The following is a 23,988-nucleotide window of genomic DNA, read 5'->3' as shown; positions in this document are numbered from 1 at the left end:
CGCGATGGCGTCAGTCCAGACACCATCAAATCAAGGCTTGACCTCGGTCTTCGCCGCCACCGTCACCCACCACGGCGTGTGCTGTTCGATCTGCACCGGCAGGGTCGGCAGCAGGGCATTGAGGGCCAGGTTGGTGTCTTTGAGCGGGAAGCTGCCGGTGATCCGCAGGTCGGCCACTTCCGGTGCAACACCCAGGTGCCCACGGCGATAGCGACCGATTTCGCGGACCAGATCTTCCAGGCGCGCGTTGTCCACCACCAGCATGCCGCGGGTCCAGGCATCGGCGCCCTGGCTGAGCGCCACAATCGGCCCCAGGCCATCGTTGCCGATCAGCACTTGCTGGCCCTCGCGCAGGATCTGTTCGTCAGGGCTCGATTGCGGATGGGCGGCCACCGCCGACTGCAACACGCTCAGGCGCGTGCCTTGTTCTTCGCGCTTGACCAGGAACCGCGTACCCAATGCGCGCATGCTGCCTTCGCGGGTTTCGACGATAAACGGCCGGGCATCGCCATGACCGGTCTCGACGAGGATTTCCCCTTCCTGCAGGACGATCAGTCGCTGCTTCTCATCGAAACGCACGTCCACGGCACTGTGGGTGTTGAGGTTGATCAGCGTGCCGTCGGCCAGGCGAATGGCGCGTTGTTCGCCGGTGGCGGTGCGCTGGTCGGCCAGCCAATAGTCGACCGGCAGGTAACGCTCAGCGGCAAATAGCGCCAGGCCAATCACCGCGACGACACTGGCCAGGCCGCTGCCGAGCTTGCGCACCCGGCGGCGAATGCCTTCACGCGATTGCAGCAGGGCGGTGCGGGCCGGGCCGCTGGCGACACTGAAGCGCTGGTCGAGCATGCCCAACTGGCGCCAGGCCCGCGCGTGTTCTTCGTGGGCGGCGTGCCATCTGGTGAACTCTTCGCGCTCCACCGGGTTACCGGAGTCCAGGGACAATTGCCAGGCAATCGCCGCATCCAGTACTTGCGTTGACACCGGTTTGGAACTGATCGGGTTCATGTCGGCTCACCGTACAGCGCGATATAGCACTGACGGATGCCCTGGGCCAGGTACTGGCGCACGCGCGGCACCGATACGCCGAGGCGTTCGGCGATTTCTGCATGGCCGAGACCATCGAGCCGGTTGTAGAGAAACGCCGCCCGGGCCTTGCTCGACAGTGTGCCGAGCAGGCGATCGATGTTTTTCAGGTCTTCGAGGATCATTTGCTGCTCCTCAACCGACGGTTGCTCGGCTTCGGGAATCAGCATCAGTTCGGTGAGGTAAGCCTGTTCCAGCGCGGCGCGACGGAAATAGTCAAACAGCAGGCCCTTGGCAATCGCCACCAGAAACGCCCGTGGTTCGCGCGGTTCCTTCAGTTCTTCACGGCCCAGCAAACGCACGAAAGTGTCCTGGCTCAGGTCTTCGGCTCGCTGCGGGCAAGCGACATTGCGACGAAGCCAGGCCAGTAGCCAACTGCGATGGTCGCGATACAACGCACCGACGAGCTCACTTTGAGGGCTTGGGATTGACGACACGCAGCATCACCGATTGGGAAATTTTAACTAACGAGAATTGTTCGCGATTGTGGCAGAGGCAGGGGAGGTAAAGCAATTGGCGCTGGTCGGGTGGTTTCGGGGGACTTCAGTTAGTCCGTGTCATCGTTCATCGCGGGCAAGCCTTGCTCCCACAAGGTTTGCGCGATTCCTGTGGGAGCAAGGCTTGCCCGCGATGAGGCCAGAACGGGCGCTGGAGATTCAGAAAGACGGCGATTGCTGCCGCCGCTTCCATTGATTCAACCGCTGCTGCAAATTCAACGGGCTATGCACCTGCTGCTGCCGCGCGCGGCTGAACAGGATCAGTGCCAGTTCGGCGGTGGCCAGGGCGTCGGCACTGGCGTTGTGGCGCTCGAAGACTTCCAGCTTGAACCAGTCGATCCACTCGTCCAGCCCTGCCTCGCGGATATTGGCCTGCGGGCACAGCAACGGTGCGATGTCCGCCACGTCCAGAAAGGCATGCTGCAACTTGTAGCCCAGATGGTCTTTCAGCGCGCGCCCGAGCATGTGCTGGTCGAACGGCGCATGAAAGGCCAGCAGCGGGCTGTCGCCGACGAACTCCATGAACTCGAGCAGTGCCTGCGCCGGATCACTGCCGGCGGCAATCGCGCTGGGCCCCAGGCCGTGAATCAGAACACTGGGGCCGAGTTTGAGTTCGGCACATTGCAGGGTGCGTTCGAACTGCTGACGGAAATCGATCGCACCATCCTCGATCACCACCGCGCCGATGGACAGCACCCGATCCTTGTGCAGGTTAAGCCCGGTGGTTTCCAGATCGAGTACGACCCAGCGTTGTTCGCGCAGGCTGCATTCACTCAGCGCGGTGGCCGCCGGTAAGCGTTGCAGACGTTCTTGCAGTTCAGCGGACAGACTCGGGGTGGCCGGGCGTAGCCATGAAAACAGGCTCATAGCGGGTAGCTCATAGTTGATACCGCAGGGCCAGGCTGCTTTGCAGGCGCTGTGCCTGGCGCAGGGACTCACGCAGGATTCGCCGGTCCAGATGATTGAGGCTGTCCGGATCGACCCGGTTGGAGTAGGGCAGGTTCTCTCGGGTCTGTAGCTGATGTTGCTGCATGCGGGTTTGCTGGATGAAGTGATACGCCTCTTCGTACGCCGCGCCATCCAGCGGCTCGATAACCTCTTTATCCACCAGTTGGCGGAAACGCTCCAGGGTATTGTTGGCCTCGATGCCATGGGCCAGGGCCAGCAAGCGGGCGCCATCGACAAAAGGTGTCAGGCCCTGAATCTTCAGGTCCAGGGTGGCTTTTTCGCCATTTTTGCGCGCTAGCACGAACTCGCGGAAGCGTCCTACCGGCGGGCGATTGCGCAACGCGTTCTCGGCCATCATGCGCTGGAACAGGCGATTGTCGCCCACCTGGTCGAGAATCCCGCGGCGCAACTGTTCGCAGCCCTGTTCGCTGCCCCAGACCACGCGCAAATCGAAATAGATACTCGATCCCAGCAGGTTTTCCGGCGTGGCCTCGCGAATGAACGCGGCAAAGCGCCGTGCCCATTCGACCCGGGACAGGCACAGCTCGGGGTTGCCGGCCATGATATTGCCCTTGCATAGCGTGAAACCGCACAGAGCCAGGCTGTGGTTGATCTGGTGGGCGATGGGCAGCAGTTTGCCGCGAATCTCGGCTGCGTGGGCCGCGTCCCGGGCCTCGAACAGAATGCCGTTGTCCTGATCGGTGTGCAGCGTCTGTTCACGGCGACCTTCGCTGCCGAAACACAGCCAACTGAACGGCACGCCGGGGTCGCCTTTCTCGGCCAGGGTCAGTTCGATCACCCGGCACACGGTGTGGTCGTTGAGCAGGGTGATGATATGGGTGATCTGAGTTGAAGACGCACCGTGGGCCAGCATGCGCTCCACCAGTTGGCCGATCTCGCCACGCAGCGCCACCAGGTTTTCCACGCGCTGGGCGCTGCGGATGGTGCGGGCCAAATGCACCAGATCGACCCGTTGCAGGGAAAACAGATCCCGCTCGGACACCACACCGCACAGGCGCTGATCCTTGACCAGGCAGACGTGGGCGATGTGTCGCTCGGTCATGGCGATCGCAGCATCGAAAGCGCTGTGGTCCGGGCTCAGGTAAAACGGCGCCTGGGTCATGTGCCGCTCGATGGCTTCATTGAAATCACCAGTGCCGTTGGCCACCACCTGGCGCAAATCGCGCAGGGTAAAAATCCCCAGCGGCGCTTTATGTTCATCGACCACCACAATGCTGCCGACCTGCTGCTCATGCATCAGGGTCACGGCCTCGCGCAGTGGCGTGGCCGGGTTGCACGTCACCGGATGGCGCATGGCCAATTCACCCAGGCGAGTATTGAGCGAGTACTGGGTGCCGAGGGTCTCCACCGCTTTTTGCTGGACCTGCTGGTTGACCTGATCCAGCAGGCTGCTCACGCCGCGTAGGGCAAAATCACGAAAGGTGTGGGAAATGGCGAATAACTTGATGAACGCCAGCTTATTCAGTTGTAGGCAAAAGGTGTCTTCAGCAGCCAGGTGTTCGGTGCGAGTCGCACGCTCGCCCAGCAGCGCGGCGAGAGGGAAGCATTCGCCGGTGGTGATTTCGAACGTGGTTTCGGTGCCACCCTTGGCCGAATGCGGACGCTCGCCCACCACCCGACCCTGCTTGACGATGTAAAAGTGCTCAACCGGACCATCGGCGGGCTTGATGATGCTCTCGCCGGGGGCATAAAAACGCAGCTGGCATTGCTCGACCAGGTACGCCAGGTGAGCGTGTTCCATCTGGTTGAAGGGCGGGAAGCGCTGAAGGAATTGCAAAGTGCCCTGGATGTTCTGCAACACCGCGGTTTTCCCTGCCTGTGTGAAGGCGTCCGCTTTACTCATAACCATTACCGCAGTCTTTTTTGGAGTTGTTGTTGTCGGATGACTCACCCATGGTCGACCCCTGCGGTCAGGGTGCCCATTGGACGTAAGTCTAGGTAGGCAATCAGTGTGATGGAATGTCGGAAAAACCCTACGCAATTGAGAGAAAAATCGCTCTATCCTGCTATTGGAAAAGTATCCGACGAAGTGCACATTGAAGCTCTGCTTAGCGATGTCTCACCACTGTGCTAGGGAATTGAACTGAACATGTAGAGAGCGCCATGTCCGACCACGATATTTTGAGTGACGCCGAGCGCGAGGCGCTCAGTGCCGTCATGCTGGAACCCGACCTGCCGCCGCAACGGGTGCTGATCGTTGACGACGACAAGGACGCCCGAGAGTTGCTGTCAGAAATTCTGGCGCTGGATGGTATTCATTGCATGACGGCGGCCAGCGGTGAAACCGCACTCAAGATGCTGGAAGAAAGACCCTCGATCGGCCTGGTGATTACCGATCTGCGCATGGGGCATGTCGATGGCCTGGATCTGATTCGTCAGGTGCGCGAATCGGTGCGGGCGGCGATGCCGTTCATCATCGTTTCCGGCGACGCCGACGTAAAAGACGCCATTGCCGCGATGCATTTGAGTGTGGTCGATTTCCTGCTCAAGCCTATCGATAGCGGAAAATTGCTGGGGTTGGTCAAGCATGAGCTTGGCATGGATCCTTAAGGGCGTTGACCTGTAGGAGCCGGCTTGCTGGCGATAGCGGTGTATCAGGCGTCATCAGTGTTGATTGATGCGCCGCCTTCGCCAGCAAGCCGGCTCCTACAGGTCGAGACACGCGAACAAAAAAAGCCCTGATCTTTCGATCAGGGCTTTTTTGTGTCCGACATCAGCGCTTACTTACAGGCCATTGGCAGCCTTGAACTCGCGACGACGACGGTGCAGAACCGGCTCGGTGTAGCCGTTCGGCTGTTTGGTGCCTTCGATCACCAGTTCGACCGCTGCCTGGAAGGCAATGTTGCTGTCGAAGTTCGGTGCCAGCGGGCGATAGAGCGGGTCGTTGGCATTCTGGCGGTCAACCACCGGGGCCATGCGCTTGAGGCTTTCCATCACCTGATCTTCGGTGACGATGCCATGACGCAGCCAGTTGGCGATGTGCTGGCTGGAAATACGCAGCGTGGCACGGTCTTCCATCAGGCCGACGTCGTTGATGTCCGGCACTTTCGAACAGCCGACGCCCTGGTCGATCCAGCGCACTACATAACCCAGGATGCCCTGGGCGTTGTTGTCCAGTTCGTTCTTGATCTGCTCGGCAGTCCACTGCGGGTTCACCGCCAACGGAATGGTCAGGATATCGTCCACCGACGCGTGGGCACGTTTGGCCAGTTCGGCCTGACGGGCGAACACGTCAACCTTGTGGTAGTGCAGCGCGTGCAGCGCCGCGGCGGTTGGCGAAGGGACCCAGGCAGTGTTGGCGCCGGCCATCGGGTGAGCGATTTTCTGTTCCAGCATCGCCGCCATCAGGTCAGGCATGGCCCACATGCCCTTGCCGATCTGCGCACGGCCTTGCAGGCCGGTGCTCAAACCGATATCGACGTTGGAGTTCTCGTAGGCGCCGATCCATTTTTCCGCCTTCATGTCCGCCTTGCGCACCATCGGGCCGGCTTCCATGGAGGTGTGGATTTCATCGCCCGTACGGTCGAGGAAACCGGTGTTGATGAACACTACACGCTCGCTCGCCGCCTTGATGCAGGCCTTGAGGTTGATCGTGGTGCGGCGTTCCTCGTCCATGATCCCGACTTTGAGGGTGTTGCGCGGCAGGCCCAGCACCTCTTCGATGCGCCCGAACAGTTCATTGGTGAACGCGGCTTCTTCAGGGCCGTGCATCTTCGGCTTCACGATGTAGATCGAGCCGGTGCGGGTGTTTTTGCGCGACGTGTTGCCATTGAGGTTGTGCAAGGCCGCCAGGCAAGTCACCAGACCGTCGAGAATGCCTTCCGGTACTTCGTTGCCGTCCTTGTCGAGGATCGCGTCGATGGTCATCAGGTGACCGACGTTGCGCACGAACAGCAACGAGCGGCCGTGCAGGCTCAATTCGCTGCCATCGATGGCGGTGTAGGTGCGGTCGGCGTTCATGGTGCGGGTGAAAGTCTTGCCGCCCTTGGCGACTTCTTCCGACAGGTCGCCCTTCATCAGGCCGAGCCAGTTGCGGTAAATCACCACTTTGTCATCGGCATCGACGGCGGCGACGGAGTCTTCGCAGTCCATGATGGTGGTCAGCGCGGCTTCCATCAGGATGTCTTTGACGCCGGCCGCGTCGGTCTGGCCGACCGGGGTGCTGGCATCGATCTGGATTTCGAAATGCAGGCCGTTGTTTTTCAGCAGGATCGCGGTCGGTGCCGCCACATCGCCCTGGTAGCCGATCAGTTGCGCATCGTTGCGCAGACCGGTGTTGCTGCCACCTTTGAGGGCGACCACCAGTTTGCCGCCGACGATGGAGTAGCGGGTGGAGTCGACGTGGGAGCCGGCTGCCAAAGGCGCCGCTTCGTCGAGGAAGGCACGGGCGAAGGCGATGACCTTGTCACCGCGAACCTTGTTGTAGCCTTTGCCTTTTTCCGCACCATCGGCTTCGCTGATGGCGTCGGTGCCGTACAGCGCGTCATACAGCGAACCCCAGCGGGCGTTCGAAGCATTGAGGGCGAAGCGGGCGTTCATCACCGGTACCACCAATTGTGGACCGGCCATGCGGGCGATTTCTTCATCGACGTTTTGCGTCGTCGCCTGGAAATCGGCCGCTTCTGGCAGCAGATATCCGATGTCTTGCAGGAAGGCTTTATAAGCCACGGCGTCGTGCGCCTGACCGGCGCGTTCCTGGTGCCAGGAATCGATACGAGCCTGGAAATCATCGCGTTTGGCGAGTAGGGCTTTGTTCTTCGGCGCCAGGTCATGAATGACCTTGTCGGCACCGGCCCAGAACTGATCGGCGGTGAGGCCGGTTCCGGGAATGGCTTCGTTGTTCACGAAGTCGAACAGGACTTTGGCGACCTGCAGGCCACCGACTTGAACGTGTTCAGTCATTGCTTGCCTCACTCTGCTCAGCTATTTCGCTTTTCAGCTCTTCAATTTAACAATGAAGCCTCTGGCATTTAAACCACAAACCCTGCGACCAGTGCATGCCATTTCTGACGGCTGGGTTGGGACCAATCAACGGCTTTGAGGCCTTGCTGACGGGGCTTTCAGGGATGCGACTGCGCCGGTGGCAGACATCGATCCAACGTTATGTAGTGCGCGCTGCGGCATACTACATGATGAATTGCGCTTGTGAAAATTAGACTATTAACGTCGTTCTGCGACCCCATGACGCATTGCGGTCACGCCGGGGATCGGGATGTTCTCAAAAAAGTATGAGATTGTTCCAGCTAAATATAAGAAGTTGTACACGATTTGTTGTTCGCCCACGGATTGGCGGTGCCTTCATTCGCTGGCAAGCCAGCTCCTACACGGCCTGCGCAATCGTTGTAGGAACTGATTCACCGCAGAAATTTCCCTTGCCTATACTTGGTTTTCCATAACAAAAGTCATGACCAGAGGGCTGCGCCATGGACCACCTCGTACTCACTGTTTTCGCTCCGGACAAGCCAGGGCAGGTCGAGCGCATTGCCCAATGCATTGCCGAACATGGCGGCAACTGGCTGGAAAGCCGCATGTCGCGCATGGCCGGGCAATTCGCCGGGATTCTTCGGGTGGGTGTACCGGCCGAAGCCTACGATGCGCTGGTCGACGCCTTGAAAGGGTTATCCAGCCAAGGCATTCGAGTGTTGATTGCCGAAAGCAGCATCGAGCAATCCTGCACCTGGAAACCGATTGCCATGGAGTTGGTGGGCAATGACCGGCCGGGGATCGTGCGCGATATCACCCGATTGCTGAGTGAACAGGGGGTCAATCTGGAGCGGTTGGTGACGGAAGTGCGGCCGGCGCCGATGAGCAGCGAGCCGCTGTTTCACGCCGAAGCGATTCTCGCAGTGCCATTGACGCTGTCACTGGAGGTGCTGCAATCACGCCTGGAAACCCTGGCCGACGACCTTATGGTGGAGTTGGTGCTGCGCAGCGAACCCTGATCGGGTTATCCAAGTTAAACGTGCACCTGCCTGTGGATAACCTGTAGAGACAGCCGGCCAGGCCACGTCAACCGTGGCTTGGCGAGTGTTGATCAAAAAAACGCCAACATTCAGTGACTTGCGCACAAACGCCGGGGATCACGCTGTGGATAACCTTGGGAAGGAACTCTGCAGGCCATGTCGGCTGTGGTCTGCAGAGTTTTGTGCGTTTTTTGATCAGCTGCGACGGCGCAGACTTATCCACGCATCGACGCTGTAAACCGCCAGACCGGCCCAGATAAAGATGAACGCCGTCAATGTGCTGGAAGACAAGTGCTCACCAAACAACAGGACGGCTTGCAGCAGTACTAGCGTCGGCGCCAGGTACTGGAGAAATCCCAACGTGGTGTAAGGCAAATGCCGCGCGGCGGCGTTGAAACTGACCAGCGGCACCAGTGTGACCGGCCCGGCAGCCACCAGCCACCAGGCTTCGGACGTGGTCCAGAACTCGGCCTGGGCACTGTGGGCAGTCGGATTGAGTAGCAACCAACCCAGGGCGATCGGCACCAGCATCCAGGTTTCCACCACCAGGCCCGGCAACGCCTTGACCGGTGCCTGCTTGCGAATGAGTCCGTAGAAGCCGAAGGTCAGCGCCAATACCAGCGACACCCACGGCAAACTGCCGACCTGCCACACCTGTTGCGCCACACCGATGGTCGCCAGGCCCACGGCAATCCATTGCATGCGCCGTAGCCGTTCGCCGAGGATCAGCATGCCCAGCAGCACGTTCACCAGCGGGTTGATGTAGTAGCCGAGACTGGCTTCGAGCATGCGCCCGTTATTCACCGACCACACATAGGTCAGCCAGTTGGCTGCGATCAGCGTGCCGCTCAAGGCCAGGATCGCCAGCCGCCGCGGATTTTCACGCAGCTCGCGCCACCAGCCAGGATGCTTCCAGACCATCAGCAACAAGGCACCGAACAGCGCCGACCACAGTACGCGATGGATGATGATCTCCACGGCGGGCACGCTGGCGATGGCTTTGAAATAGAGCGGGAAAAGTCCCCAGATGATGTAGGCGGTCAGGCCCAGAATGTACCCGCGACGCGGGTTGGCGGCTTGCATGCAGAATCCTTGCTTAGGCAGCTAACAAAGAAGGGATTGTAAGGAGATTTGTCTACGAATGTCCTGCCGTAATAGGTTGGCCAATTGTGAACACGGACAACCTGTGGGAGCGAGCCTGCTCGCGAAAGCGGTGTGTCAGCCGCAGATGTGCTGAATGTGCCGCCCCATTCGCGAGCAGGCTCGCTCACACAGTGGTTTTGTGTGGGTTAGAAGAGTTTGAGGGGCTCTTCATTGAGCGCCGCCAACTGTTCACGCAACGCCAATACCTGATCGCCCCAATATCGTTCGGTGCCGAACCACGGAAAGCTGCGCGGGAACGCCGGGTCGTCCCAGCGGCGGGCGAGCCAGGCGCTGTAGTGCATCAGGCGCAGGGCGCGCAGCGGTTCGATCAACGCCAGTTCCCGTGGGTCGAAGTCGTGGAATTCGTTGTAGCCGTCCATCAGTTCCGACAACTGCCCCAGGCATTCCTGGCGGTCACCGGCCAGCATCATCCAGATGTCCTGCACCGCCGGGCCCATGCGGCAGTCGTCGAGGTCGACGATGTGGAACATCTCGTCGCGGCACATCATGTTGCCGGGGTGACAATCGCCGTGCATGCGGATGTTCTGGTGCGGCGTTGCGTCGTAGACCTCTTGGACCCGCTTGAGCAGGTCGCGGGCGACGGACTCGTAGGCTGGCAGCAAACTGCGGGGGATGAAATTGCCTTCGAGCAGGGTCGCCAGCGAGTCATGGCCGAAGTTTTTTACCGCCAGGGCTTCGCGGTGCTCGAACGGTTTGGTTGCACCGACCGCATGCAGGCGACCGAGCAGTTGCCCCAGGCGATACAGCTGATCGAGGTTGCCAGGCTCCGGCGCGCGGCCGCCGCGGCGGGGGAACAGGGTGAAACGGAAGCCGTTGTGTTCGTGCAGGGTTTCACCGTTGTGGATCATCGGCGCAACCACCGGCACCTCGACTTCGGTGAGCTCGAAGGTGAACTGGTGTTCTTCCAGAATCGCTTCGTTGGTCCAGCGCTGCGGGCGGTAAAACTTGGCGATCAGCGGCTCGGAGTCTTCGATGCCGACTTGATAGACACGATTCTCGTAACTGTTGAGCGCCAGGACACGGGCATCGCTCAAGAAGCCGATGCTTTCGACGGCATCGAGCACGAGGTCTGGGGTGAGGGTTTCAAACGGGTGGGCCATGCTGACTCCTGCGCGCAGCAGGCTGCTGCGTCCGGCCAGGCATGGTAGCGCAGACGGGGCTGCTTTAGGGGGTTGAGAGGTGAGGTGTCTGCATTGGCGTCATCGTGAGCAAGCTTTACTCCCACAGGTCAAATACGCTTCCTTGTGGGAGCAATGCTTGCTCGCGATGGGGCCGGATCAGGCGCCGACGATCCCGCCATCTTCCCGGGTAATGACCATCACCGACGACCGTGGCTTGCCATTGGGCAAGTGCTCGGGGAAGGTCGAGCCACCGTTTTCGCCCGGATGCTGAATCCCGACAAACAAGGTCTTCTGATCTGGCGAGAAGCTGATGCCCGTCACTTCGCAGCCGATCGGCCCGACCATGAAGCGGCGAATTTCGCCGGTCATCGGGTCGGCGCAGAGCATTTGGTTGTTGCCCATACCGGCAAAGTCACCGGTATTGCTGACATCGCCGTCGGTGAGAATCCACAAGCGTCCGGCGTTGTCGAAGCCCAGGCCATCGGGGCTGTTGAACATGTTCTGCGGCGTGATGTTCGACGAACCGCCTTTCGGGGTGCCGGTATGCACTTGCGGGTTGCCGGCGACCACGAACAGATCCCAGGCAAAAGTGTTCGAGGCGTGATCGTCGCGGTCGGTGCGCCAGCGCAGGATTTGCCCGTAGACGTTTTTCTCCCGCGGATTCGGCCCGCCCACCGGTTGCCCGTCTTCGCCGCGTTTGGCGTTGTTGGTCAGCGTGCAGTAAACCTGGCCGTCCTTGGGGCTGACCACGATCCATTCCGGGCGGTCCATGCGCGTGGCCTTCACCACGCTGGCCGCCAGGCGCGCGTGAATCAGCACTTCAGCCTGGTCGGCGAAACCGCTGCTGGCATCGATGCCGTTTTTGCCGTGGGTCAGTTCGACCCATTCGCCCTGGCCTTTGGGGTGATCGGCGTTGCCGTCGCCGGCGTCGAAACGCGCCACATACAAGGTGCCGTGGTCCAGCAGGTCGCGATTGGCCTTGGGGTTCTTGTGGTTGATCTTGTCGCGGCTGACGAACTTGTAGATGAACTCGCCGCGCTCATCGTCGCCCATGTACACCACGGCATGACCGTCACCGGTTTCGGCCAGTGCGGCGTTTTCATGTTTGAAACGACCCAGCGCGGTGCGCTTGACCGGGGTGGATTGCGGATCGAAGGGGTCGATCTCCACGATCCAGCCGTGACGGTTGAGTTCGTTGGGATTCTTCGCCAGGTCGAAGCGCGCATCGTGTGGATGCCAGTTGATCTCTTTGCTGGCTGCCACCGCGCCATAGCGTTTCTGTGCGGCGTCGAACTTCTGCTCGGCATTGCTGCTGCCGAAGCAGTCGGTGAAGTTCTCTTCGCAGGTCAGATAGGTGCCCCACGGGGTCTTGCCATTGGCGCAATTCTGGAAGGTGCCCAGGACCGCCTTGCCGTGCGGATCGGCACTGGTCTTGAGTAGCTCGTGACCGGCGGCCGGACCGCTCAGGCTGATCGGCGAATTGCCGTGGATGCGCCGGTTGTAGCGCGAACCCTGGACGAATTGCCAATGACCGTTGTTGCGCTGCACTTCGATGACCGTCACGCCTTCGGCAGCCAGAGCCTTGCGCACCTCTTCGGCCGACTGCGGCATGCCGCCATGGGGGTAGAGGTAGCGGTAATTGGTGTACTCGTTGTTGATCGCCATCAGCGCCCGGTTGGGGTTGTCGGGAAAGGCGAACAGGCTCATGCCGTCGTTGTGGTCGCCGAACTGCACCTCTTGATGCTCGGCGCTGCCATTGCCGCTTGGGTCGAAGGCCGGGCCGTCTTTGTGCAGGGGCTGGCCCCAACTGATCAGCACCGAAGATCGGTAGCCAGGCGGCAGGCTGATGCTGTCGGCGGTGGCGGCGGGAATGCTGTCGAAACCCAGCAACTGGCTGGTGCCGGCGCTGACACTGGCGGCCAGCACGCTGCGGCTCAGCAGATTGCCACCCAGGAACATCGCGGCGCCGCACAGGGCGCCGGCGCTGATGAATCCACGGCGGCTGAGACCGACCATCTGTTCGAGGTCGGTGGGTTGGTTATCTTTCAATAGGCTCACATCAGGCTCCCTGCGGTTTTTGCAGTCACCTTAATGATGGGTGATGAAGGTTTTGTTGCAGCGCGTTTACAGCGGCGTGCCGAGCAGTACGTTGGACGGCGAAAACTGCACGCTCACCGGTTTTCCGACGCTCAATCCCCGGGATCGCAGATGCGCGGGCTCGGCCAGGGCGCAGAGTGTCTGGCCATTGGGCAGGCCGATGCGTACTTCGCTGGGACCGCCTTGCGCGTCGAGTACTTCTTCGACAGTGCCTTTGAGGCAACTGTAACCGGGTGTTGCACTGTCCCCGGCGCCCAACACCTCCAGCCAACCGGCCTTGATCAGGGCCACCACTTCGGTGCCGGGTTGCAGCTCCAGGCGCAGGGTGCTGTCGTGGGTGATTTGCGCATCGATGCTCAAGCCTTCGGCCAGTTCCAGGCGAATCCGGTCATTGTGGCCCTGGGTTTCGATGGCCGCGATCTTGCCGTGCAACTGATTGCGCGCGCTGGTCCGAAGCATCAAGCGGCTGAGCAGGTCGAGGTCGCTGGCCTCCTCGGCGGCTTCCAGCACCTGGGCCTGCAAGGCTTGCAGCTTTTGATAGAGGCGCAACACCCGTTCGCCTTCGCTGGACAGCCTGGCGCCGCCACCGCCCTTGCCGCCGACGCTGCGTTCCACCAGCGGCTTCTGCGCGAGGTTGTTGAGTTCATCGATGGCATCCCAGGCGGCTTTGTAGCTCAGGCCTGCGCTTTTCGCCGCGCGGGTGATCGAGCCCTGTTCGGCAATGTGTTGCAGCAGTGCGATTCGTTGCGGGCGGCGGACAATGTGCTGGGACAACAGCGTAGGCAAGGACATGGCAGGACGCTTCGGGCTGTGACGATGGTGAGGACGTTGGCTGCTGGAGGCCCGGGAGTCAAGTCAAGCCACTGCCCCTTTGTAGGAGCGAGCCTGCTCGCGAAGGCGTCATCTCAGTCGACATCTCTGTTGAATGATAATCCGTCTTCGCGAGCAGGCTCGCTCCTACAGGGGGGTTGTATGTTCAGGTCAAATTGTGTCGCCGGGTTTGGGGGTGCGGGCCAGGCAATACACATCGACCCGAGCGGCGCCCGCATCCATCAACAGGCGGGCCAGTGCTTGCGCCGTGGCACCGGTGGTGAGCACGTCGTCCACCAGTGCCAAGTGGAGTCCTTTGACCGATGCATCGGGTGCCAGCGCGAAAGCATTGCGCAAGTTCTTGCGCCGTTCGTTGGCGTTCAGCGCTTGCTGCGCGTCGGTGTCCTGAATCCGCAGGAGCAACCGTTCATCGCCAAGTATGTTCAACCGGCTGCCGAGCCAGCGCGCCAGCATCGCGGCCTGATTGAAACCCCGCTGGCGCAGTCGCCGGGTGGCCAGCGGCACTGGCAGCATTAAATCGGGGCGCGGCAGATCATTCTCGAAGCGATGTTGCAGGGCCTGAGCGAGCAGTTCGGCAAGCAGGTGGCCAAACGGCCACTTCGCACTGTGTTTGAAGCGGGTGATCAGGCTGTCTATCGGAAAGCTGTAGGTCCACGGCGCGATGACCCGTTCGAAAGCCGGCGGTTGTTTCAGGCATTGGCCGCAGGTCAGGCCCGCCGCAGGTAATGGCAGTGCGCAGGTCTGACAGTGGTCGCCGAGCCAGGGCAACTCGGTTTCGCAGGCCATGCAGAGGGGCGTATCGCCATCGGCGGCTTCATCGCAGAGCAAGCAGGATTGTTTGTTTTTTAACCAGATGTAAACCGGTCCTTTGTATCGTGGTTGACAGTGCATCGCTCTTCCTTAAATATGCCGAACATCCGTGTCGCGGCTGTGGGTATTCCATCCCGCAGTCGTTTGCCCAGCATAAAACCTTGCCCTGGTTAAAATAAAGGTAACGCCCATGAGCGCCAGCACCTCTGCAACCCTGCGTCATGACTGGTCTTTGGCCGAAGTCAAAGCACTCTTCGTTCAACCATTCAATGACCTGCTGTTCCAGGCGCAGACCGTGCACCGCGCGCATTTCGATGCCAACCGCGTCCAGGTGTCGACCCTGTTGTCGATCAAGACCGGCGCCTGCCCGGAAGATTGCAAATATTGTCCGCAGTCCGGTCACTACAACACCGGCCTGGAAAAAGAAAAATTGATGGAAGTGCAGAAGGTCCTCGAAGAGGCCGCCCGCGCCAAAGCCATCGGTTCGACCCGTTTCTGCATGGGTGCGGCGTGGAAGCATCCGTCGGCCAAGGACATGCCTTATGTGTTGAAGATGGTCGAAGGCGTGAAGGCCCTGGGCCTGGAAACCTGCATGACCCTCGGTCGCCTCGATCAGGAACAGACCGAAGCGCTGGCCAAGGCCGGTCTTGATTACTACAACCACAACCTCGACACCTCGCCTGAGTTCTACGGCAGCATCATCACCACCCGCACCTACGGCGAGCGCCTGCAAACCCTGGCCTACGTGCGTGACTCGGGGATGAAGATCTGCTCCGGCGGCATCCTCGGCATGGGCGAGTCCCTCGACGATCGCGCCAACCTGCTGATCCAGCTGGCCAATCTGCCGGAACATCCAGAGTCGGTGCCCATCAACATGTTGGTGAAAGTGGCCGGCACGCCACTGGAAAATGCCGACGACGTCGACCCGTTCGATTTCATCCGCATGCTCGCCGTCGCCCGGATCCTGATGCCAAAATCCCACGTGCGCCTGTCCGCCGGTCGCGAAGCCATGAACGAACAGATGCAGGCCCTGGCGTTTTTCGCCGGCGCCAACTCGATTTTCTACGGCGAAAAACTGCTGACCACCGCCAACCCGCAGGCCGACAAGGACATGCAGCTGTTTGGACGCCTTGGCATCCTGCCGGAAGCCCGCGAAGAGCACGCCGATGAAGTGCATCAGGCGGCCATCGAACAGGCGCTGGTGGAGCAGAAGAGCAGCGAGCAGTTCTATAACGCCGCCGTCTAATCGCTTACCACCTGTTCTGATTTGAATGCAAAACCCTGTGGGAGCGAGCCTGCTCGCGAAGGCGGCGTGTCAGACGACATCAATGTTGAATGTCAGTCCGCATTCGCGAGCAGGCTCGCTCCCACAGTGGATTCATGTCACCGGATAGACGAGGCCTGCATGTCTTTCGATCTCGCCGCACGCCTGGCTGCCCGTCGTGCCGAAAATCTTTACCGTCAACGCCCGCTGCTCGAAAGCCCCCAAGGCCCGCAAGTGGTGGTCGATGGCCAGCCGTTGCTGGCGTTCTGTAACAACGACTACCTGGGCCTGGCCAACCATCCGCAAGTGATCGAAGCCTGGCGTGCCGGCGCCGAGCGCTGGGGCGTCGGTGGCGGGGCTTCGCATCTGGTGATTGGCCACAGTGGCCCGCATCACGCCCTGGAAGAAGCCCTGGCCGACCTGACCGGTCGCCCGCGCGCCTTGCTGTTTACCACCGGCTACATGGCCAACCTCGGCGCGGTCACGGCGCTGGTGGGGCAGGGCGATACGGTGCTGGAAGACCGGCTCAACCATGCGTCGCTACTGGATGCGGGACTGCTGTCCGGCGCGCGTTTCAATCGCTACCTGCACAACGATGCGGCGAGCCTGGCGACACGGCTTGAGAAAGCCACCGGCAATACGCTGGTGGTCACCGACGGCGTGTTCAGCATGGACGGCGACATCGCCAACCTGCCGGCACTGGCCCGGGAAGCCAAGGCCAAGGGGGCATGGCTGATGGTTGACGATGCTCACGGTTTCGGCCCGCTGGGCGCCAACGGTGGCGGCATCGTCGAGCACTTTGGCCTGAGCATGGAAGACGTGCCGGTACTGGTTGGCACCCTCGGCAAGGCGTTCGGTACGGCGGGGGCTTTTGTCGCCGGCAGCGAAGAGCTGATCGAGAGCCTGATCCAGTTTGCCCGGCCTTATATCTACACCACCAGCCAGCCGCCGGCCCTGGCCTGCGCCACGCTGAAAAGCCTGGAACTGTTGCGCAGCGAGCATTGGCGTCGTGAGCATCTGCAAACGCTGATCCGCCAATTCCGCCAGGGCGCCGAGCAGATTGGCCTGGAGCTGATGGACAGTTTCACACCGATCCAGCCGATCATGATCGGCGACGCCGCACGCGCCGTGCGCTTGTCGCAGTTGCTGCGCGAACGCGGGTTGATGGTGACCGCGATCCGCCCGCCAACCGTGCCCGCCGGCAGCGCCAGACTGCGCGTGACCCTGACCGCCGCCCACAGCGAAGCGCAGGTACAGCTATTGTTAGAAGGATTGGCCGATTGTTTCGGACAACTGGGAGCGGAGCCAAGCCATGCGTGATCGACTGATTCTGCTGCCCGGTTGGGGCCTCGGAATTTCGCCGCTGGAACCCTTGGCGGCGGCCTTGCAGGGCCTGGACGAACACCTTCGGGTGGAAATCGAACCATTGCCGGAGCTGGAGTCGAGCGATCTTGAAGAGTGGCTGGATGAGCTTGATTCGGCGATCCCCCAGGACGCCTGGCTCGGCGGATGGTCCTTGGGTGGCATGCTCGCGTCGGCATTGGCAGCGCGTCGCGGCGATCGTTGCTGCGGCTTGTTGACCCTGGCGAGCAATCCTTCTTTTGTCAGCCATGAACAGTGGCCGAGCGCGATGCCCGGCGAAACCTTCGATGCGTTTCTGGCGGGCTGTGCAGCTGATCCGCGCATGACCTTGAAACGCTTTTCGTTGCTGTGCGCACAAGGTGCCGAAGACCCGCGCGGATTGTCGCGATTGCTGCTCGGCGGTGCGCCACATACGGCGGCACCGGTATTGATGAGCGGTCTGGAAGTGCTCGCGCAACTGGATACCCGACACGCCTTGCAGACGTTTCGCGGTCCGCAACTGCATCTGTTCGCCGGCCTCGACGGGTTGGTCCCGGCCGAAGCGGCGGGGGACTTGCTGAGGTTGCTGCCGGATGTCGAAATCGGCCTGATTGAACGGGCCAGCCACGCATTTCTTCTGGAAGACCCCCACGGTGTGGCGGGGGCGATCCAGGCCTTTTTGCATGAGTCCGGTGATGACTGATTTATCTCTTGCGCTTCCCTTTCCAAAGCAGCCCGGCGGATTGCCCGACAAACGCCAGGTCGCGGCGTCCTTCTCCCGGGCGGCGGCGAGCTACGACAGCGTGGCCGAGTTGCAACGTGATGTGGGCAGTCAACTGCTGAGCCGTTTGCCGGGTGATTTCATTCCGGGGCGCTGGCTCGACCTGGGCTGCGGCACCGGGCATTTCAGTCGCTCATTGGCTGAGCGGTTTCCCGCCGGCCAGGGTGTGGCGCTGGACATCGCCGAAGGCATGCTCAATCACGCGCGGCCATTGGGTGGCGCCACGCACTTCATTGCCGGCGATGCCGAGCGATTGCCGCTGCGCGACGCGACCTGCGACCTGATCTTCTCCAGCCTGGCGGTGCAGTGGTGTGCGGACTTCGCCTCGGTGCTCAGCGAAGCCCATCGCGTGCTGAAACCGGGCGGAATCTTCGCGTTTGCTAGTCTGTGCGTGGGCACGTTGTTTGAACTGCGTGACAGCTGGCGGCAAGTGGATGGCATGGTGCACGTCAACCGTTTCCGCGAGTTCGCGGTTTATCAGCAGTTATGCGCGGCCAGCGGCTTGCAGGCGCTCAGTCTGGAGACCCGCCCCCACGTGCTGCATTACCCGGATGTGCGCAGTCTGACCCATGAACTCAAGGCACTGGGCGCACACAACATCAACCCAGGTCGGCCGGGCGGATTGACTGGCCGGGCGCGGATTCTGGGGTTGGTCGAGGCTTATGAGCAGTTTCGTCAGGCACAGGGCCTGCCGGCGACTTATCAAGTGGTGTACGCCGTTATGGAGAAACCCTTATGAGTGCAGCCTATTTCATCACCGGCACCGACACCGATGTCGGCAAAACCACGGTGGCCGCCGGTTTGCTGCACGCGGCGCGGTCGGCCGGCTTGAGCACGGCGGCGGGTAAACCGGTCGCTTCCGGTTGCGATGTAACGCCCAAAGGCTTGCGCAACGCCGATGCGTTGGCACTGTTGGCGGAATGCTCGCTGCCGCTGACTTATCAGCAGGTCAACCCGGTGGCCTTTGAACCGCCCATTGCACCGCATCTGGCTGCACGGGAGGCGGGTGTGGCGCTGACGGTGCAGTCGCTGTTGGAGCCCATGCGGCAGATTCTCGACCTGCAGGCCGATTTCACCTTGATCGAAGGCGCCGGTGGCTGGCGTGTGCCCCTGGCGGATCAGGACAATCTGTCGGACCTGGCGATGGCACTGGATCTTCCGGTGATTCTTGTCGTCGGCGTGCGCCTGGGCTGTATCAACCATGCGTTGCTGACGGCCGAGGCGATCGCCCAGGACGGTTTGCAACTGGCGGGGTGGGTGGCCAACATCATCGATGCGAAGACGTCGCGGCTGGAAGAAAACCTGGCGACGCTTGCCGAGCGAATCCCTGCGCCGTGCCTGGGGCGGGTGCCGAAACTCAAGGTGGTGACGGCAGAAGCAGTGGCCGAGCATCTGCAACTGGATTTGCTCGACTAAATTTTACCTATGACAAGGCACTGTGCCATTAGTGTTTTTGTCGGGTGTTTTGCCCACGCGTCTGCTTCAATGGCCGCTGTTGATCCTTTGCAAGGACGGGTTCTCCCATGGAAATCTCAGGAAACACCGCTTTTTATGCCGGTCTGAGCACTATTCAGACAGGGCAGAACCGTGTCGATCAAGCAGCCGGGCAGATCGCCAACACTACGATCGAGCGTTCGGTCACCAGCCAGTCTTCCGAGGCTCAAGCCGATCGCCTGCGTTCGGTCGATCGCAGCCAGCAATCAGACCTGACCAGCAACCTTGTGGAAATGGACCAGGGTAAATTTCAGGTAGAGCTGGGCGCCAAGGTCGCCAAAGCGTCCGATGAAATGCTCGGTACGTTGATCGATACCTTTGCCTGATTCTTCGCTGAACCCGCACCGCTGACGCCGCGATCATTCGCGGCGTTTTTCTACGTAAGTCCTTCTACGCAAACTATTCTTTCCTACACTGCGTGTTGCTTCGAGCAACGGCGCCGAGCCTTCGCGCGTCCTGAATCGAGCCAGGCGATGACGAGCGGCAAAAGATCGACGCTTGACAAGATTTAGGCGTAAACGTATGTTTCAAACAACTGTTTGACCGCCACAACAAATCCACGCGGTCGTTCATTCACGGTTACATCAGCAGAGGTTTATCGCTATGCCTGACTACAAGGCCCCCTTGCGTGATATTCGCTTCGTTCGTGACGAACTGCTTGGTTACGAAGCGCACTATCAGAGCCTTCCGGCTTGCGCGGACGCCACTCCGGACATGGTTGACGCCATTCTCGAAGAAGGCGCCAAGTTTTGTGAGCAGGTGCTGGCTCCGCTGAACCGCGTGGGCGACCTCGAAGGCTGCACCTGGAGCGAGTCCGGCGTTAAAACCCCGACTGGCTTCAAAGAGGCCTACAAGCAATTCGTCGAAGGCGGCTGGCCAAGCCTGGCCCATGACGTTGAGCACGGCGGTCAAGGCCTGCCGGAATCCCTGGGCCTGGCCATCAGCGAAATGGTCGGTGAATCCAACTGGTCGTGGGGTATGTACCCGGGCTTGTCGCACGGCGCGATGAACACCATCTCCGAGCACGGTACGCCTGAGCAGCAAGAGGCTTACCTGACCAAACTGGTGTCCGGCGAATGGACCGGCACCATGTGCCTGACCGAACCTCACTGCGGTACCGACCTGGGCATGCTGCGCACCAAGGCCGAGCCTCAGGCTGACGGCTCCTACAAAGTCTCCGGCACCAAGATCTTCATCTCGGCCGGTGAACACGACATGGCCGACAACATCGTTCACATCGTGCTGGCCCGCCTGCCGGATGCACCGGCCGGTACCAAAGGCATTTCGCTGTTCATCGTGCCGAAGTTCCTGCCGAACGCAGACGGTTCGGTGGGTACGCGTAACGCGGTGGCCTGTGGTTCCCTGGAACACAAGATGGGTATCCACGGCAACGCCACCTGCGTGATGAACTTCGACGGCGCGACCGGTTTCCTGATCGGCCCGGCGAACAAAGGCCTGAACTGCATGTTCACCTTCATGAACACCGCACGTCTGGGGACTGCGCTGCAAGGCCTGGCCCACGCCGAAATCGGCTTCCAGGGCGGCCTGAAATACGCTCGCGATCGCCTGCAAATGCGCTCGCTGACTGGCCCGAAAGCGCCGGACAAAGCCGCTGACCCGATCATCGTGCATCCGGATGTTCGCCGCATGCTGTTGACCATGAAGGCGTTCGCCGAAGGCAACCGCGCAATGGTTTACTTCACCGCCAAGCAGGTCGACATCGTCAAGTACGGCGTGGACGAAGAAGAGAAGAAGAAAGCCGACGCGCTGCTGGCTTTCATGACCCCAATCGCCAAAGCCTTCATGACCGAAGTCGGTTTCGAATCGGCTAACCACGGCGTGCAGATCTATGGTGGCCACGGTTTCATCGCCGAGTGGGGCATGGAGCAGAACGTTCGCGACAGCCGCATTTCCATGCTGTACGAAGGCACCACTGGTATCCAGGCACTCGACCTGCTGGGCCGTAAAGTGCTGATGACTCAAGGCGAGGCTCTGAAAGGCTTCACCAAGATCGTGCACAAGTTCTGCCAGACCAACGAAGGCAACGAAGCGGTCAAGGAATTCGTTGCACCGCTGGCTGCACTGAACAAGGAATGGGGCGAGCTGACCATGAAGGTTGGTATGGCTGCCATGAAGGATCGCGAAGAAGTCGGCGCGGCCTCGGTGGACTACCTGATGTACTCCGGTTATGCCTGCCTGGCCTACTTCTGGGCCGACATGGCGCGTCTGGCTGCCGAGAAACTGGCTGCCGGCACATCCGAAGAGGCGTTCTACACCGCCAAGCTGCAGACAGCGCGCTTCTACTTCCAGCGCATCCTGCCGCGTACCCGCACTCACGTTGCAACCATGCTGTCGGGCGCTAACAACCTGATGGACATGAAAGAAGAAGACTTCGCGCTGGGCTACTAAGGCTTAACGCAGTTCTTCAAAAAAACCGCCGCTCCTTTGGGAGCGGCGGTTTTTTTTTGCGCCATCGTCAGGCATTGCTCACCATGGGGTGGGGGCCAGTGGTCCAGCACCCGCCGGGGTGGCGGAACCTTCGCCATTGCGAATGAACGGAAGGTGCCAGAAGTCATTAGGAACGACAGGGTCGCCCGGCTTGACGTTCTCCGGAAAGATGAATTCGAACACCGGGGCTACGTATTGCCCCGCGATCAGCCCATTGGCCACTGCAGGCTGACTTTTGAGGCAGTTGTCCACAAGGGCCTGCGAGAGACTCGACGGGTCCGGAGGGCACATTGAGCGCGCCATCACCCGCAGCGTCCGGGTCGGCTGGCTGAGAAGTCCGGTTGGCGCCTTGCTAGCCCGCAACCTGGCACGCTGTGGTTGAGCACCGGTGTTCTGGGTGGTAATGCCGCCCGAAACACCACGGCAAGTCGGTGCCAGGGTCAGTGCAGGATTGCATTCACCGGTCATCTCATAGGGTGTTACCCAACGGTTATGTTCCACGCCGTTGTTGTCCACATCGATAAGGTAAATATCCACCGGCGTCAGGATGTCGGTTGTCGATGTCTCAAGGAACAACCGGTCCTGGGTTTCCTGCGCCACGCCGCTGACGGCTGTTGGGTTCGGATCGGCGCTGCCGATGCCGAATTCGCCGATGGACAGGTAGCTGGGCTGCGTACCGGGCTGCGTGTAGATACCGACGTTGGCTTCGATGGTGTGGGCAGAGATGAAGTCCGGATTTCCGGATGTTGGCGACTTGAACAGGGTGCCGGAATAACTGATGAAGTCGCCGACTTCGAAAGGTGCTTGCTGGCGCGGATCAGGATCCGTCGGGAGCCTTGTCGCGTCGGTTGGTCCTTTCATGATGAACTGGCTGCAATACACCTGGCCCAGCGCAGGTGGGCTCAATTCGCCACTGGCCGGCAGCGGACTGACACCGGCCTGGCTGAAATTGCGGCAGTTATTGGTCGTTGTCGGTGTCTTGGCCAGTGGCCGGTTTTTCTGCGGGCACAATGCGTCATCGGCGCCACGTGGCACACACATGGGAAAGCCGGTGGCTGCGTGAATGGTCGGGTTGGCATCATCCACGGAGAAGCGCGGGTCTGCGGTCCGGACTCGGCCGAAGCGTCCATTCGGGTCGTTGATTTGCAGTATCGTGGGCTGCGGCGAGTTGGTGCTGGTCACTTCGATATTGCCAGTGTCCAGGTCGATCCGGCTGATGTAGCCGCTGCCTGTCTGGGTTGTCTGTTGGGAGACATCGATCAACCCGGCGATTTGTTTGCCATTGACGGTATTGCCCACCACGTGGATCTCGAACGATGGGTAGGCACGGGTACTGTTGAGCCCCAATGCTCCACCGTTGACGAAATCGCGCCAACTCAGGGTATTGGCCGGCATCTGGATGATCATGTTGCAAGGGACGGTAATGGTCGTGCCATTGACCATAATCTTGCCGCCACTGCGCTCCACTGGGACGGTAGCCCCTGGGCAGGTTTCGGCGGGGGAATCTACCGTCATGTTCTGGATAAAGCCCGTGATGTCGAAGCCGTGAATCGCAGTAGCATCAGCGAAGACGGGATCAGGCAGTGTGGGGGTGGCGAATGGCGCCACCGCCCCCTTGGTGGGTGGCTTGGCGGTCCCGCCGCCACCACCAACCCCATTTTTGGCCCATGCCGCGCCGGTTACGCCGAGGGCCAGTGCAAGGGCGATCGCACTGGCGATCAGTGCAGTACGGCCGATGACACCCTGGGTTCGCATGTGGAGCGGCGGTTCAACATGTGCTTTTGTTTTGGCGCATAGTCTCATGATTGTCTCCGAGGTTTTGCCAGGCCGATTTCTGATCTAGCGACCCACCGACTCGCTGATGCACTAAGGTCGGTGCAAAAAAAGAGCGGAACAACGGTCGTTGGGCTCGAGCCGGAGAGATGAACAAATGTGAGCTGGTACCTTGGCCCCTGATCACATTTACCTTCCAGGCATATTCAAGCTGCGTTGTGCTGGCCTGCCCAAGACACAAACGTCAGAGAAATTTCCCTGAGCCTGAAGTGTGCAAAGCAGTAGTCGTGCCCGATTTGGCACAGACAATCGGCAGCCCGCGGAAAATGCGGGCTGCGCGGGTATTAGTCGT

At 60.7% G+C, this 23,988-nt stretch carries 20 protein-coding genes; 9 read left to right on the top strand and 11 right to left on the bottom strand.

Features of this window, described 5'->3' with window-relative positions:
- Positions 1–30: 30 nt before the first annotated feature.
- From LAB08_RS27955 to LAB08_RS27940, 4 genes are all read right to left on the bottom strand, one after another.
- Positions 31–1,005 (bottom strand): FecR domain-containing protein, encoded by a 975-nt coding sequence (locus LAB08_RS27955; RefSeq protein WP_096514596.1) that lies wholly within the window; start codon positions 1,003–1,005, stop codon positions 31–33.
- The gene (locus LAB08_RS27950; RefSeq protein ID WP_096514599.1) at positions 1,002–1,520 is read right to left on the bottom strand and encodes an RNA polymerase sigma factor; all 519 of its coding nucleotides are present in this window, start codon (positions 1,518–1,520) and stop codon (positions 1,002–1,004) included. The genes LAB08_RS27955 and LAB08_RS27950 overlap by 4 nt, the downstream gene beginning before the upstream one ends.
- Positions 1,521–1,739: 219 nt before the next feature.
- Positions 1,740–2,447 (bottom strand): 3'-5' exonuclease, encoded by a 708-nt coding sequence (locus tag LAB08_RS27945; protein ID WP_096514602.1) that lies wholly within the window; start codon positions 2,445–2,447, stop codon positions 1,740–1,742.
- Between the two features lie 10 nt (positions 2,448–2,457).
- Positions 2,458–4,392 (bottom strand): putative nucleotidyltransferase substrate binding domain-containing protein, encoded by a 1,935-nt coding sequence (locus tag LAB08_RS27940; RefSeq protein ID WP_301943429.1) that lies wholly within the window; start codon positions 4,390–4,392, stop codon positions 2,458–2,460.
- 260 nt (positions 4,393–4,652) lie between these two features.
- Between LAB08_RS27940 and LAB08_RS27935 the strand changes: the two genes are divergently transcribed.
- Entirely contained in the window at positions 4,653–5,099 is a 447-nt protein-coding gene (locus LAB08_RS27935) for a response regulator (protein WP_096514606.1), read from the top strand.
- A 174-nt stretch (positions 5,100–5,273) separates the two neighbouring features.
- On the opposite strand, the gene LAB08_RS27930 is transcribed toward LAB08_RS27935, so the two are convergent.
- Positions 5,274–7,451, bottom strand: coding sequence for a malate synthase G (locus tag LAB08_RS27930; protein ID WP_096514607.1), 2,178 nt, complete (start codon positions 7,449–7,451; stop codon positions 5,274–5,276).
- Positions 7,452–7,972: 521 nt separating this feature from the next.
- On the opposite strand from LAB08_RS27930, the gene LAB08_RS27925 reads away from it, so the two are divergent.
- On the top strand, positions 7,973–8,491 hold the full coding sequence (locus tag LAB08_RS27925; RefSeq protein WP_096514609.1) for a glycine cleavage system transcriptional repressor: 519 nt from the start codon (positions 7,973–7,975) through the stop codon (positions 8,489–8,491).
- A gap of 216 nt (positions 8,492–8,707) precedes the next feature.
- Here LAB08_RS27925 and rarD read toward each other — a convergent pair whose 3' ends face one another.
- The 5 genes from rarD to LAB08_RS27900 form a co-directional block, all read right to left on the bottom strand.
- Entirely contained in the window at positions 8,708–9,595 is an 888-nt protein-coding gene (gene rarD, locus LAB08_RS27920; protein ID WP_096514611.1) for an EamA family transporter RarD, read from the bottom strand.
- A gap of 206 nt (positions 9,596–9,801) precedes the next feature.
- Complete coding sequence (locus LAB08_RS27915) at positions 9,802–10,776, bottom strand: serine/threonine protein kinase (protein WP_096514613.1); 975 nt, start codon at positions 10,774–10,776, stop codon at positions 9,802–9,804.
- A gap of 177 nt (positions 10,777–10,953) precedes the next feature.
- Positions 10,954–12,855, bottom strand: a complete 1,902-nt coding sequence (locus tag LAB08_RS27910; RefSeq protein ID WP_096514615.1) for a PhoX family protein — start codon at positions 12,853–12,855, stop codon at positions 10,954–10,956.
- Positions 12,856–12,921: 66 nt separating this feature from the next.
- The gene (locus tag LAB08_RS27905) at positions 12,922–13,686 is read right to left on the bottom strand and encodes a TOBE domain-containing protein (protein ID WP_096514617.1); all 765 of its coding nucleotides are present in this window, start codon (positions 13,684–13,686) and stop codon (positions 12,922–12,924) included.
- A gap of 189 nt (positions 13,687–13,875) precedes the next feature.
- Entirely contained in the window at positions 13,876–14,616 is a 741-nt protein-coding gene (locus tag LAB08_RS27900) for a ComFC family protein (protein WP_096514619.1), read from the bottom strand.
- 109 nt (positions 14,617–14,725) lie between these two features.
- Here LAB08_RS27900 and bioB point away from each other — a divergent pair, with 109 nt between their 5' ends.
- From bioB to LAB08_RS27865, 7 genes are all read left to right on the top strand, one after another.
- On the top strand, positions 14,726–15,781 hold the full coding sequence (gene bioB, locus LAB08_RS27895) for a biotin synthase BioB (protein ID WP_096514620.1): 1,056 nt from the start codon (positions 14,726–14,728) through the stop codon (positions 15,779–15,781).
- Positions 15,782–15,940: 159 nt separating this feature from the next.
- On the top strand, positions 15,941–17,119 hold the full coding sequence (gene bioF, locus LAB08_RS27890; RefSeq protein ID WP_096514622.1) for an 8-amino-7-oxononanoate synthase: 1,179 nt from the start codon (positions 15,941–15,943) through the stop codon (positions 17,117–17,119).
- Positions 17,112–17,843, top strand: a complete 732-nt coding sequence (locus tag LAB08_RS27885; RefSeq protein WP_096514624.1) for an alpha/beta fold hydrolase — start codon at positions 17,112–17,114, stop codon at positions 17,841–17,843. The genes bioF and LAB08_RS27885 overlap by 8 nt, the downstream gene beginning before the upstream one ends.
- On the top strand, positions 17,836–18,660 hold the full coding sequence (bioC, locus tag LAB08_RS27880; protein WP_096514625.1) for a malonyl-ACP O-methyltransferase BioC: 825 nt from the start codon (positions 17,836–17,838) through the stop codon (positions 18,658–18,660). The genes LAB08_RS27885 and bioC overlap by 8 nt, the downstream gene beginning before the upstream one ends.
- Complete coding sequence (bioD, locus tag LAB08_RS27875) at positions 18,657–19,337, top strand: dethiobiotin synthase (RefSeq protein WP_096514627.1); 681 nt, start codon at positions 18,657–18,659, stop codon at positions 19,335–19,337. The genes bioC and bioD overlap by 4 nt, the downstream gene beginning before the upstream one ends.
- Before the next feature lie 107 nt (positions 19,338–19,444).
- Positions 19,445–19,741 (top strand): pyrroloquinoline quinone biosynthesis protein PqqE, encoded by a 297-nt coding sequence (locus LAB08_RS27870; RefSeq protein WP_096514629.1) that lies wholly within the window; start codon positions 19,445–19,447, stop codon positions 19,739–19,741.
- Positions 19,742–20,018: 277 nt separating this feature from the next.
- Positions 20,019–21,824 carry a phenylacyl-CoA dehydrogenase gene (locus tag LAB08_RS27865; protein ID WP_096514631.1) on the top strand — a complete coding sequence of 602 codons (1,806 nt, stop codon included), beginning with the start codon at positions 20,019–20,021 and terminating at the stop codon, positions 21,822–21,824.
- A 78-nt stretch (positions 21,825–21,902) separates the two neighbouring features.
- On the opposite strand, the gene LAB08_RS27860 is transcribed toward LAB08_RS27865, so the two are convergent.
- Positions 21,903–23,618: a hypothetical protein gene (locus LAB08_RS27860; protein ID WP_096514633.1), complete on the bottom strand. Its 1,716-nt coding sequence runs from the start codon at positions 23,616–23,618 to the stop codon at positions 21,903–21,905.
- Positions 23,619–23,988 lie beyond the last annotated feature (370 nt).

Source organism: Pseudomonas izuensis (assembly GCF_002356535.2).
In the GTDB taxonomy this organism is placed as follows: domain Bacteria; phylum Pseudomonadota; class Gammaproteobacteria; order Pseudomonadales; family Pseudomonadaceae; genus Aquipseudomonas; species Aquipseudomonas izuensis.
Note: the sequence above shows the minus strand (reverse complement) of the source record. Positions and strands in the feature narration are given on the sequence as shown.